General features: G+C 66.4%; 10 protein-coding genes. 5 read left to right on the top strand and 5 right to left on the bottom strand.

Going from position 1 to position 13,077, the window contains the following annotated elements; genetic code table 11:
• The first annotated feature begins 66 nt into the window (after nt 1-66).
• A complete protein-coding gene (locus tag ACK4SE_RS12435) occupies nt 67-333 on the top strand; it encodes a hypothetical protein (RefSeq protein WP_409693159.1) in 267 nt (88 codons plus the stop codon).
• Between the two features lie 78 nt (nt 334-411).
• A complete protein-coding gene (locus tag ACK4SE_RS12430; RefSeq protein ID WP_409693156.1) occupies nt 412-1,569 on the top strand; it encodes a patatin-like phospholipase family protein in 1,158 nt (385 codons plus the stop codon).
• On the opposite strand, the gene carA is transcribed toward ACK4SE_RS12430, so the two are convergent.
• From carA to ACK4SE_RS12415, 3 genes are all read right to left on the bottom strand, one after another.
• A complete protein-coding gene (gene carA / locus ACK4SE_RS12425) occupies nt 1,566-2,735 on the bottom strand; it encodes a glutamine-hydrolyzing carbamoyl-phosphate synthase small subunit (RefSeq protein WP_409693153.1) in 1,170 nt (389 codons plus the stop codon). The two genes, ACK4SE_RS12430 and carA, sit on opposite strands and share 4 nt — an antisense overlap.
• A gap of 110 nt (nt 2,736-2,845) precedes the next feature.
• On the bottom strand, nt 2,846-3,529 hold the full coding sequence (locus tag ACK4SE_RS12420; protein ID WP_409693150.1) for a hypothetical protein: 684 nt from the start codon (nt 3,527-3,529) through the stop codon (nt 2,846-2,848).
• A gap of 245 nt (nt 3,530-3,774) precedes the next feature.
• Entirely contained in the window at nt 3,775-4,530 is a 756-nt protein-coding gene (locus tag ACK4SE_RS12415; protein ID WP_409693147.1) for an SDR family NAD(P)-dependent oxidoreductase, read from the bottom strand.
• On the opposite strand from ACK4SE_RS12415, the gene ACK4SE_RS12410 reads away from it, so the two are divergent.
• Nucleotides 4,529-5,230, top strand: a complete 702-nt coding sequence (locus tag ACK4SE_RS12410; RefSeq protein ID WP_409693145.1) for an HAD family hydrolase — start codon at nt 4,529-4,531, stop codon at nt 5,228-5,230. The two genes, ACK4SE_RS12415 and ACK4SE_RS12410, sit on opposite strands and share 2 nt — an antisense overlap.
• A gap of 93 nt (nt 5,231-5,323) precedes the next feature.
• On the top strand, nt 5,324-5,635 hold the full coding sequence (locus ACK4SE_RS12405) for a hypothetical protein (protein WP_409693142.1): 312 nt from the start codon (nt 5,324-5,326) through the stop codon (nt 5,633-5,635).
• Between the two features lie 15 nt (nt 5,636-5,650).
• Here the strand turns inward: ACK4SE_RS12405 and ACK4SE_RS12400 are convergent, their stop codons facing one another.
• Nucleotides 5,651-6,442, bottom strand: a complete 792-nt coding sequence (locus ACK4SE_RS12400; RefSeq protein WP_409693139.1) for a hypothetical protein — start codon at nt 6,440-6,442, stop codon at nt 5,651-5,653.
• An 84-nt stretch (nt 6,443-6,526) separates the two neighbouring features.
• Nucleotides 6,527-9,511, bottom strand: coding sequence for a TonB-dependent receptor plug domain-containing protein (locus tag ACK4SE_RS12395; RefSeq protein WP_409693137.1), 2,985 nt, complete (start codon nt 9,509-9,511; stop codon nt 6,527-6,529).
• Between the two features lie 266 nt (nt 9,512-9,777).
• On the opposite strand from ACK4SE_RS12395, the gene carB reads away from it, so the two are divergent.
• A complete protein-coding gene (gene carB / locus ACK4SE_RS12390; protein WP_409693134.1) occupies nt 9,778-13,077 on the top strand; it encodes a carbamoyl-phosphate synthase large subunit in 3,300 nt (1,099 codons plus the stop codon).

Below are 13,077 nucleotides of genomic sequence, written 5' to 3'. Positions count from 1 at the left end.
TCCCCAGAAAGGGACGACCCGGACCGCCGACGCCAGAAGGTGAAAGGGTTCATCCGGAAGCTGACCATGTTCATCGCCATCGCCCGACCGGCCGTGGAGCCGAAGGGGCCCGACGCCGTCGCGGTTCCCTGCTCTCCCGCCGTCACGAACGATCATCCCCGCGCGCTGCACGCCCGGTTGATGCAGAACGCCGCCCTGCGTCGCCGTCGAGGCCTTGAGCGAAGACACGCCGGCCGCCCCGACGACGCCGCCTACTGGCTCGGCGCGGCGCCGCTGGCCCTTCGCAAGGCCGCAGAGCTGCGACGGGACTGTCAACTGGACGCCCTGCCCTAGCCCGCGCCCTTTTCGCACAGGCGGCTTGTGGAGCCCGGCGCGCCACGGCACCATGGCGCCGGGCAAGGAGAGGGGATCATGGCGCGTCAGGGCCGCATCATCGCAGGCTGCATCCTGCTGATGCTGCTCACCGCCTGCCAGACCTATCCGCGAGTGGAGGTCACGGCGGCCCAGTTGAGCGCGGCCAGCCCCGCCATTCGGTACGACTTCGATGTCGAAGACGCCCAGCTGCGCTTTGTGCGCGAACTGGGCGTCGCGGCCCGTTCCGCCGATGACGGCGCCGTAGACCTGCTGGCCCTGTCCGGCGGGGGGGCCAACGGCGCCTTCGGGGCGGGCGTGCTGAACGGCTGGAGCGAACGGGGAGACCGGCCCCGGTTCGAGATCGTCACCGGCGTCAGCACCGGAGCCCTGATCGCGCCTTTCGCCTTCATCGGCGAAGCGGGAGACGCCGGGCTGGTCCGCGCCTTCACCGACGGCGAATCCGAAGGCTTGCTGCGCTCACGGGGGCTGGGAGTCCTGTTCCGGCCCAGCGTGTTCCGGCCCGAGCCCCTGGCCCAGCTGGTGGTCAACCATGTGGACGAGGCCCTGCTCAGCGCCGTGGCCGAGCAGCATCGGCTCGGCCGGCGGCTGTATGTGGCCACCACCAGCCTGGACACCCAGACCCAGATCGTCTGGGACATGGGCGCTCTCGCCCAGCAGACCGACAAGGCCTCGCGCATCCTGTTCATGGATATCCTGATCGCCTCGGCCAGCATTCCTGTAGCCTTTCCGCCCGTCGCCCTGCCCCTGAGCAACGGCGGCAATCAGGCGGTCGAACTGCACGTCGACGGCGGCACGGTGGCCAATGTGCTGGTGGCGCCGGAACCCTTCCTTCTGCGTCCGCCCGATGCGGCGCAGGACCTGACCGGCGGGCTGCCCGGCCGCATCTGGGTGGTCATCAACGGCCACCCCGAGCCGACCTTCGCCACGGCCCGGCTCAGCGGCGTGTCGGTGGCGGTGCGCAGCTTCGACATCATGCGCAAGGCCATCACCCGCGCCGACGTGGCCCGCACGGCCCAGCTGGCCCGGACGCTGGGAATGGGCCTGCAGGTGGTTTCCATGCCCGATGACGCGCCGGACGCAGCCCTGGACTTCAGCCAGGAGTCGATGCTGCGCAGCTATGAGGCCGGGCGGCGACTGGGTCTGGACGGCTCAGGCTGGGAGGTTCTGGCCGAACCCGTCGCTGACGCGCCTTAACCCCGCGCCGCGTCCATGTGTCCGGCGAAGCGCTCGAACAGATAGAGGCTGTCGGCCGGCCCCGGTGAGGCTTCCGGATGGTGTTGCACGCCGAACACCGGGCGATCCTTCAGGGCGATGCCGCAGTTGGTGCCGTCGAACAGGCTGACGTGGGTTTCGGTGACCGCCTCGGGCAGGCTGTCGCGGTCCACGGTGAAGCCGTGGTTCATTGAGACGATCTCCACCTTGCCGGTGGTGACGTCCTTGACCGGATGGTTGGCGCCGTGGTGGCCCTGATCCATCTTCACCGTCTTCGCGCCGAGCGCCAGGGCCAGCATCTGGTGACCCAGGCAGATGCCCATGACAGGCTTGCCGGACTCCACCAGCTTGCGGATTTCCGGCACCGCATATTCGCCGGTCGCCGCCGGGTCGCCAGGACCGTTGGACAGCATGACGCCGTCGGGATTGCGGGCCAGGATCTCCTCGGCCGTGGTGGTGGCGGGCACCACCGTGATCTTCGCGCCGGTGGCGGCCAGGGCGCGCAGGATGTTGCGCTTCACGCCATAGTCCACGACCACCACCTCGTTGCGGTGACCGTCGCCGGCGACGTAGCCCTCGGGCCACTCCCAGGTTCCTTCGGTCCAATCGAAGGCCTGCAGACAGGACGCATCCCTGGCCAGATCCAGACCCTCAAGCCCCGACCATGCGCGCGCCTGGGCTACGAGCGCGTCCAGATCGAACTTGCCGTCCGGGTCGTGGGCGATGACGCCGTGGGGCGAGCCGTTCTCGCGGATGGCCCTGGTCAGGGCCCGGGTGTCCACGCCTGCCAGCCCCACCACGCCGCGCCGCTTCATCCAGGCGTCGAAGCCGTGGTCGCTACGCCAGTTGGCCGGATCGGTGGGCAGGTCGCGGAACACAGCGCCCACAGCCGCCGTCCCTGCCCCGCCGTCGCCGATCTGCTCCACATCCTCGCCGTTGGTCCCCACATTGCCCACGTGGGGGAAGGTGAAGACCAGCACCTGTTTCATGTAGCTGGGGTCCGTCAGGATCTCCTGATAACCGGTCATGGCGGTGTTGAAGACCACCTCGCCCAGGGCCGACCCGGTTGCGCCCACGCCGATGCCTTGAAGCACGGTTCCGTTGGCCAGGGCGAGCACGCCGGTGGCTCCGGGCAGCAGGGTGGTCATGGCGGGCTCCTGGGGCTTGGGACGCGGCCTTCATGGGCCGAACCGCCCCCGATGGCAAACGGCCGCGTTCCTATGGAGTCACATCCCCCAGGTCAAGCGTTGCGGACGCTTCAAGCGGTCAGACGGCCCATGTCGCAGAACACGGCGTGGGTGGCGCCGGCAGCCGCGGCCGCCTCTCCCCGCGCCGGCGGCAGATTGACCAGCAACACGTCGCGGGCGACCCCCTTCGCCTGGGCGATCAGCTCTGCGGCTACACGCCAGTCGACGGCGCTTTCGGTCGCCACGCCCGCAAAGTCCAGCGAGACGCAGCGAGGGCCCACCGGCCCGAGGCGCGCGATCATGCCGGCTTCGGGCGGGGCGTGCACGATCACCCCGCGCCGCTGGGCCCCCAGATGATCGATGGCGGCGCGCACGTCCTCGGCGGTGGCCTTCATGTCCACCCCCATGATCTCCACCAGCAGAAGGCCCGCGTCCACGTCGGCTTCCAGCCCCGTATAGAGCAGCGAGAACCGCCCCGCCGACGACGCCACCGTGCGCCAGAAGGCCGGGGCCACGCCCGTCGCGCCCCCCGGCAGGTCGAGCAGACCCACCCCATGGCGCAGGGTCTCCACATCGATGCGTTTCAGGTCGGCGACCTCAAGCCGCACCCGGTGCATGCCGGCCAGGGCGCTTTCGCCCCCGGCCCGCCGCACGGTGCGCGCCAGTCGCGCGCCCACGTGACTTCGGCGAGCGAGATCGAACACCGGCCTGGCGGCCAGGGTGACCGTCAGTTCCCTGCGAGCGTCGGTGACCAATGGAAAGGTTAAACTCTTAGCCCCAACGGGACTGAAGCTGCGCGCTTCGACTGGACGGTCCCCACCCGCCCCGGCTGGCGTGTCGCTCAATCCCGCGGGGAGCGAGTGCCCCGTCGGGTAAGCCATCACTGTTCTCTCCCGCACGCCCCAGCTTGATGCAGGGTCGTGAAGCCGGAGAATGTGACATGGAAAAGAGAAATGTAACGCTAAGAAACGCGGTGAAAAAACGCGGTTAGCAAACGCGGTTATTCGGGGATCCACTCACCTCTCCAGTCGAACACGCCGCCCGAATCCGCCGGGATCAGCCCGTCGATCACAGTGAGAAGTCGCATGGCGGACTGCTCCGGCGCGAACAACTTTTCGGCCGCCACGCCCTTCTGGAACGGCTCGCTGAGCGCCGTGTCCACAGTGCCCGGATGGAGCCCGACGCAGATCATGCCCGGATGGGTCCGCGCCAGCTCCACCGACAGGGTTTTCAGGATCATGTTCAGGGCCGCCTTGGATGCCCGGTAACTGTGCCAGCCGCCCAGCCGGTTGTCGCCGATGCTGCCCACCCGCGCCGACAGGGCCGCGAACACCGCCCGCCCCTCGCGCGGCGCCAGCGGCAGGAAGGCTCGCGCCGCCAGGGCCGGCCCCATGGCGTTGACCGCGAAGTCCCGCTGCAGGTGGTCGGCGTCCAGGGCGCGCCAGCTGCGCTCCGGCTGGAAACCGTCATGCAGCACCCCGCTGGCCACGATGCACAGGTCCAGCGGGGCCCCGACCGCCGCCGCTGCGGCTTCGAGGGACGCCAGATCGGTGACGTCGGCCTTCAGGCCGGTGACCCCGTCCGGCGCCCGGCCCGAACGCGACACGCCGAACACCGCCTCGTACCGGTCTTCGGCCGCCAGGCGGGCCGCCAGGGCCGCGCCAATGCCCCCTGACGCCCCGATCACCACAGCCCGCATCACACGCTCTCCCGACAGCTTTCCGCCGCTTCCATCTCCATGATAGGGAGCGATCATGCCCATCACCACCATCGGCCTCGATGCCGACGACACCCTCTGGCACAACGAGACCATCTTCCGGCTGACCCACGACCGGTTCGCCGATCTGTTGTCGGAGCATCACGACCGGGACCAGATCGAAACCCGCCTCGCCGAGACAGAACAGCGCAACCTTCGCCTTTATGGCTACGGCGTGAAGGGCTTCACCCTGTCCATGATCGAGACGGCCATGGAGCTGACCGACGGCGCGCCCCCGCCCCGGGTGATCAGCGAGATCCTCGCCGCCGGGCGCGAGATGCTGTCCCACCCTGTCGAGACCCTGCCCGGCGTGGCCGAGACCCTGAACCGCCTGTCGGAGCAGTACCGCCTGGTGCTGATCACCAAGGGCGATCTGATGGACCAGGAGCGCAAGCTGGCCGCCTCGGGCCTGGGCGACCTGTTCTCTGCGGTGGAAATCGTGTCGGAAAAGACCGCCGAGACCTATGACCGCGCCTTCCGGCGACACGGCACGGGGGCGCAGCAGGCGGCCATGGTTGGCAACTCCATGAAGTCCGACGTGCTGCCCGCCCTCAAGGCCGGCGCCTGGGCCGCCCACATTCCCTACGCCGTCACCTGGGCCCACGAACTGGCCGACGCCCCGGAGAACGAGCCGAGATTCGCCGCGCTGGACGCCATCGCCGAGGTGCCGCCGTGGGTTGTCTCGAGCACCGGGCGATAACGCCCTTGTGGCCGCTGTGAAGGCTCACTAAACGGACCGCGTGATCCCTTCGGCGCCGACCGTCGCGCGCTTGAAACCGGAGCAGAATCCGCCTTGTCCGACGCCCCCAGCCATGAGGAACGCGACGCCATGGTGCGCGCCGCCCTGGCCGAGCACGGCGACAGCGGCCGGACGCCGCGTCACACCCTGTTCTATTTCCATGGGGACGGAGCCCACGACGACTTGAACGAGGTGGCCCGGCGCGCCGGGTTCGTGACGCGCGGTCAGGACGAAACCACCATTCTCGAAACCACGATCCCGGTGGACGAGGCGTCTTTCGCCTCCGTCTCCACCATGATGCAATCCTGGGCCGCCGCCTTCCAGCTGGACTACGACGGCTGGGAGTGTGCGGTCGTGACGAACTGAGCCTCCCAGGCGCCGTCAGACGTAGCCCAGCAGCGCCCGCAGGCCGGGCGCGTGAAATTCGACCAGCTTCTTCTGGATGTCGGAAATTTCGGCGGGCAGTTCCACCGTCGCGGCGAGCTTGAGATTTTCCCGGGCGGTCCGGCTTTGTTTTCGGTCCGAGCCGACGCGGATCCGTTCGCGCCAGTCGTTCGGAATGTTTTCGACGCCACAGTCGGACAACAGCTGGAAGAAGAACGACTGAGCCGCCTTGCTGTCGAGGTCCTCCACGGCGCCAAGAATATCCTCGTAGCGAACGAGCACCGCACTGCCCATCCAGGCGACGACATTGTGCGTGTACATGTCGATAAGCATCGGCGTTTTGTCATGAATGCCGAAAATCATCATGTTCAGAAGTTCATCTGGTCCGACCACCCCCGTTTTGAGGTGCGCGAGATTTGCTTGCTGAAATTCATCGGACAGGAAGAAACGGGCCCTGGCCAGCACCCAGGTGTGGGGATCCCGCGCCAGGACAATATGGCGAACACCCCGAAGAGCGTGAACGGAGGAATCGCTGAACAGCAGATGGCCGCAACTGAGCATCGGCTTTGACACGTCGAAGGCCTGGCGATGGATGGCCAGATTCGGAATCTGCACGAACTCGTGGTGGTAGTGCTGCTCGACCGGCGCGAACATCCTCAGGATGTTGCGGATGAGGTGGGTCCCGCCCTTCGGGATGCTGTTGAGAAACAAGGGCTCCTTCAACGGCTGCTGTTCGAAGCGCGCCACATCCTTGTCCAGGGTGTCCTTCATGCCGAGGATGACAGCCATTCAAAGTCCTTCGTCGTACTCAAGAAAAAGGGGGCGGCGGATCGATGATCCCCCGCCCCCGATTATGCCTGTCAGTCTCTCGACCTAGAAGCGCTTGCTGACGCGGATGAAGCCGCGACGGCCGTAGTAGCCCTCGGTGTACTGCGAGGCCAGCACCGAGGTGCCGACGGTGCTGAACTCACCCAGGTTCAGGGTGGTGACCTGCGGCGGCAACTCGTCGAGCACATTGGCGACGCCGGCGAGGATAGACCAGGTGTCCGCATCATAGCGCAGGGACAGGCTGTGGAATGCGGTGAAGTCCGCATCCAGAACCAGACCATACTCCTGGCCGCTCAGGATGATCGTGTCGGACCCGTAAGACCCGTAGTTGGACTGCGGGCCGACCATCTGAACGCCCCACACGCCGGTCCAGGGACCGCGCTCGTACTGGACGTTCAGGTTGCCGACGAACTGCGGATTGCCGATCTCACCCAGATTATCGACCACATTGTCCGCAAACAGTGCGCGCCGGGCTTCCAGCTGCCAGGTCGCCTGGGCGTCCACGGTGACGCGGTCGCCCCAGGGAAGGCTGTGGCCATATCGAGCCGTGAAGTCGATGCCGCGGTTGGTCTGCTTGGCGATATTGATGAAGCGACCCGAAATCGTATCGATCCGCTTGGTGCCCGCGTTACGAACGAACTGACTACAAACGGGGTCGGTCGGGAACGTATCCGAAAGGTAGCAGGCCGCGACCGTCTGGGTTCCGAGACTGGTGACTTCGTCCTCGATCTCGATCTCGAAGTAATCCACCGCAACACTCAGATTGATGAAGCGCGGGGTCCAGACCAGACCGACGACGTGGGCTTCCGAGGTTTCCGGCTCCAGTTGGCCGATGCCACCGCCCTGGAACAGCGTCGCCGAGCTGCCCGCGCCGGTGTGGTTACCCGGAACGCCGCCGCCAGGCCCATTCGGATTGGCGCAGTTGTCCGCCAGACGTTGGCTGATCAGGGCGTCATTGAGGTTCTGCTGCCAGTTGATGCAGGGGTCGACCGTACGCTGGTTGGCGAAGCTGCTTTGATCAGCGAGATACAGTTCAAAGAGCGCCGGAGCCCGGAAGGACGTGCCGGTTGTCGCCCGGAAGCGGACGTCCGGAAGGAACTCCCAGTTGAGGCCGACCTTGTATGTGCTGGCCCCGCCGGAGGACTCGGTGTGAGTCATACGGCCCGAGAGGCTCAATTCGAGAGATCGAGCCAGGGGCAGGTCACGCAGCAACGGCACAGCCAACTCGGCAAAGAGTTCGGAGGTCTGTTCCGCACCGGTCGTTATGCCCGCGCTGGAAGCGCCCCAGGCATTGGAGCTTCGGGTGATTTCTCCGGGCGTGTCGTTGATTTCATCACGACGCAGGTGGAAACCGACGGCGGCGCCCAAGGGACCGGCCGGCAGGTCCATGATCCGGCCACCAATGTACCCTTCCACGTAGGTCTGCTCGTAAATCGTGTTGCCGGTGTCCACGTCGAACAGGAAGGCGCGCTGCTCATCCGTGAGGTTACCGGCCAGGAACTGCGGATCCGCCCAGTTGATGTCGATGCAGGTCCGGCCGCTCACCGGGAGGACCTCACCCGCGCACGTCGTGGTGCGGAAGCTCTGGCTCTCAACGGCGTCATTCAGGATGACGTCGTTCACATACTCGCCGTCCGAGCGGCTGTACTGCCCGAACAGATCCCAGTTCCAACCGGTGAGGAATCCGGCGTCGCCCGCGACAGTCCCGCGAATACCGGCGACGACGCGCGCATAGTCAACGGTCTGGCTGGCTCCGGCATGGTCCGTGATCGGCGTGGGGCTGATCAGATAATCGCCACCCCAGTTTTCGTAACCGGGGCTTGCGCCGTAAGACCATCCACCCGCGTAGGCGTAGTTCCAGAACTGGCGATAGCCGGTCGTCGAGGATTTACGCCGGTTCAGCAGAACCTCGGCATACGCCTCAACACCATTGCCAATCTCGTACACCCCGTCGGCAAACACGGTGTAGCGCTCAACGCCCGGGATGAGCGTCTGCGCATCATCAAACGGGTGGTTGCCGTTCATCACCGCGGTGCTGGTGGGATCCTGGGCATAGCCGACCAGATAGAAGTCGGCGGGCGCCGTGGGGAACATTCCCGCCAGGTTGGCCGGCATGGTCGGGATGTATTGCCCGAGATCGCCGTCATAATCGAACTGGAAGCGGCCGGGCAGCGAGGCAAACGTGTTGGAATAGGCCCACACATGCCCCCACAGCAGGTCCAGACACGCCGGCTGACCCGTACGGGGATCAATCCGGTCACCGCGGCTGCCATCAGCGTTCAGGACATACTGCGCCGCGCACTGGGTGTAATCCCGATCACCTTCAAGCTGCTCATACTGGCGATAATAGTCGCCCGAGATGCTGAAATGGCCGCGGTCAAACGTACGGCCCCAGGTGCCCGAGAAATTGACCTGCTCCCCGCCACCCTCGAACGGCGCCGTGTAGTAGGCCGAGACCTCGCCGCCATCGACATCAGTGCGGGTGATGAGGTTCACCACCCCCGCCACAGCGTCAGATCCATAAATGGAGGACGCACCGTCCTTCAGGATATCGACGCGCGAGAGCGAGGACTGGGGCAGCACGTTCAGATCGAAGGCGGAGACGCCGCCCCGCGTTCCGGCCGGACCGGCCCGACGGCCATTGAGAAGCACCAGAGTCCGGTTGGCGCCCAGTCCACGAAGGGAAACGGTCGCGGCGCCCGGCCCGCCGTTGGTGACGAATGCGCTGGAGATCGTTGACGTCACCTGCGGCGAACCAGCGGCGAGCGTCGATTGCTGAAGCAGCTGCGCCGTGTCGCTGAGGCCTCGCGCCTGGGCGCTTTCCGCCGTCAGAATCTGAACCGGCGAACTGCTCGTGAATTCATTGCGCGGAATTCTCGACCCTGTGATCACCAGTTCCTGCACTTCCGTGACCGCAGGACCCTGCTCTGCCGTTGCAGCGTCCTGAGCCATGACCGGCATGGCCGCAGCGATGGCGAGAATCCCACCAACCAGACTGGTGGTGTGCTTGAGTCTCAGGGTCGACGACATAAGGCTATATCTCCAGTACTGCGCAGCTTCGCATGGGCGACCGTTCACGGTCCTGTCACACCCTATGAGCCGATGTTGCCGCACCGCAACCTTCATGGCTGAAATGGGGCGGCGAAACTGCGAGGTGTGTCTGGAATGTGACAGTCGCGTAGCCCCTTGTGCGTGTTGAGGCCTCCCTCTAAATGCCTCGCCTTAGCCTCAAACCTATCGAAACGGTCGCCGCTCACCGCGCGGCCGTCCGCGCGCGCAATAAGAAGAAGCCGCCCATGCCCAGACGCACAGACATCAAGTCCATCCTGATCATCGGCGCGGGCCCCATCGTCATCGGGCAGGCGTGCGAGTTCGATTACTCAGGCGTGCAGGCGTGCAAGGCGCTGAAAGCCGAAGGGTACCGGGTGATCCTGGTGAACTCGAACCCGGCCACCATCATGACCGACCCGGAGGTGGCCGACGCCACCTATATCGAGCCGATCACCCCGGAAATGGTCGAGAAGATCATCGAGAAGGAGCGGCCCGACGCCCTGCTGCCCACCATGGGCGGCCAGACGGCGCTGAACACCGCTCTGGCGCTGGACGCCTCGGGCGCCCTGAAGCGGCTGGGCGTGGAGATGATCGGAGCCCGGGCCGAGGTCATCGACAAGGCCGAGGACCGGCAGAAATTCCGCGACGCCATGGACAAGCTGGGTCTGGAGAGCCCCCGCTCCAAGGCCGTGCACCACATCGACGAGGCCGAAGACGCCCTGGCCTTCGTGGGCCTGCCCGCCATCGTCCGCCCCAGCTTCACCCTGGCCGGCACCGGCGGCGGCATCGCGTACAATGTCGAGGAGTTCCGCGAGATCGTGGAGCGCGGGCTGGACCTGTCGCCGACCACCGAGGTGCTGATCGAGGAATCGGTGCTGGGCTGGAAGGAGTACGAGATGGAAGTGGTCCGCGACCATGCGGACAACTGCATCATCGTCTGCTCCATCGAGAACATCGACCCGATGGGGGTCCACACCGGCGACTCCATCACCGTGGCCCCCGCCTTGACGCTGACCGACAAGGAATATCAGCGGATGCGCACGGGCTCGATCAACGTTCTGCGCGAGATCGGGGTGGAGACCGGCGGATCGAACGTCCAGTGGGCGATCAATCCGAAGGACGGCCGCATGGTTGTCATCGAGATGAACCCGCGGGTGTCGCGGTCGTCGGCGCTGGCGTCGAAGGCCACCGGCTTCCCCATCGCCAAGATCGCGGCTCGTCTGGCCGTCGGCTACACCCTGGACGAACTGACCAACGACATCACCCAGGTGACCCCGGCCAGCTTCGAGCCGTCCATCGACTATGTGGTCACCAAGATCCCGCGCTTCGCCTTCGAGAAATACCCGGGCGCCGAGCCGATGCTGTCCACCTCCATGAAGTCGGTGGGCGAGGTCATGGCCATCGGCCGCACCTTCAAGGAGTCCATGCAGAAGGCCCTGCGCGGGCTGGAGACGGGCCTGAACGGCTTCGACGAGATCGAGATCGAGGGCGTCACGGGCGCCGAGGACGAGGCCGCCATCAAGGGCGCGGTGGTCCGCGCCCTGGGCCTGCCCACGCCGGACCGCATCCGCGTCATCGCCCAGGCCTTCCGCCACGGGCTGAGCGTCGAGGAGGTTCAGGCCGCCTGTTCCTATGAACCGTGGTTCCTGCGCCAGATCGCCGAGATCGTGCGCGAGGAAGGCCATGTGCGGGTCAAGGGCCTGCCGGCCGACGCCGTCGAGTTCCGCCGCCTGAAGGGCATGGGCTTTTCCGACGCCCGTCTGGCAAGGCTGACCGGAACCACCGAAAAGGCCGTGCGCGACGCCCGCCGGGGTCTGTCGGTGCGTCCGGTGTTTAAACGCATCGACACCTGCGCCGCCGAGTTCGCCAGCGCCACGGCCTATATGTATTCGACCTATGAGACCGGCGCCCTTGGCCAGGTCCCCGACTGCGAAGCCGAGCCGTCCGACCGCAAGAAGGCGATCATCCTGGGCGGCGGACCGAACCGGATCGGCCAGGGCATCGAGTTCGACTACTGCTGCTGTCACGCGGCCTTCGCCTTCGCCGACATCGGCGTCGAGTCGATCATGGTCAACTGCAACCCGGAGACCGTCTCCACCGATTACGACACCTCCGACCGGCTGTATTTCGAGCCGCTGACGGCCGAGGACGTGCTGGAGCTGATCGACGTGGAGCGCTCGAAGGGCGACCTGATCGGCGTGGTGGTGCAGTTCGGCGGCCAGACGCCGCTGAAGCTGGCCCATGCGCTGGAGGCGGACGGCGTGCCGATCCTGGGCACCTCGGTGGACTCCATCGACCTGGCCGAGGACCGCGAGCGGTTCCAGAAGATGCTGCACGACATCGGCCTGCAACAGCCGCCCAATGGCCTGGCCCGCTCGGCCGAGGAAGCCGCGCAGAAGGCCGAGGACGTCGGCTATCCGGTGGTGCTGCGCCCCTCCTACGTGCTGGGCGGCCGGGGCATGATGATCGTGCACGACCGCGAGCAGCTGGACCGCTATGTAGGCGAGGCCATGAAGGTTTCGGGCGACGATCCGGTCCTGATCGATCACTATCTGAACCGCGCCACCGAGGTGGACGTGGACGCCATCTGCGACGCCGACGACGTGTTCGTGGCGGGCGTGCTGGAGCACATCGAGGAAGCCGGCGTCCACTCGGGCGACAGCGCCTGTTCCATGCCCCCCTATTCGCTGTCGGAGGCGGTGGTGGCCGAGCTGATGCGTCAGACCGAGGCCATGGCCAAGGCCCTGAAGGTGCGCGGCCTGATGAACGTGCAGTTCGCCATCGAGGAGCCGCACAGCGACCATCCCCGCATCTTCGTGCTGGAGGTCAATCCGCGCGCCAGCCGCACCGTGCCCTTCGTGGCCAAGACCATCGGCGAGCCCGTCGCCGCCATCGCCGCCAAGGTCATGGCGGGCGAAACGCTGGCTTCCTTCGGGCTGACGCACAAACCCTACGACCACATCGCGGTGAAGGAGGCGGTATTCCCCTTCGCCCGGTTCGCCGGCGTCGACACGGTGCTTGGGCCCGAGATGCGCTCCACCGGCGAGGTCATGGGTCTGGACTGGAAGCGCGCGGACGAGGCGGACATGCAGGGCGCCTTCGCCCGCGCCTTCGCCAAGTCACAACTGGGCGGCGGCACCATCCTGCCCACGTCGGGCTGCGCCTTCGTCTCGGTGCGCAACGACGACAAGCCGTTCATCCTCGGCGCGGTGAAGAAGCTGATCGAGCAGGGTTTCTCCATCCTGGCCACCAGCGGCACCCACGCCTACCTGAGCGAGCAAGGGCTTGAGGTCGGGCTGGTCAAGAAGGTGCTGGAGGGTCGTCCCCACATCGTCGACGCCATGAAGAACGGCGAGGTCCAGCTGGTTTTCAACACCACCGAGGGCAAGCAGTCCCTGTCGGACAGCTTCTCCATCCGCCGCTCGGCCCTGATGATGAAGATCCCCTACTACACCACCACCCCCGCCGCCCTCGCCTCCGCCCAGGCCATCGCGGCCATCAAGGCCGGCGAACTGGATGTGCGGCCGTTGCAGGGGTACAGCTGA

The organism is Brevundimonas sp. (assembly GCF_046293315.1).
In the GTDB taxonomy this organism is placed as follows: Bacteria; Pseudomonadota; Alphaproteobacteria; order Caulobacterales; family Caulobacteraceae; genus Brevundimonas.
This window is presented reverse-complemented; position numbering and strand designations above follow the sequence as displayed.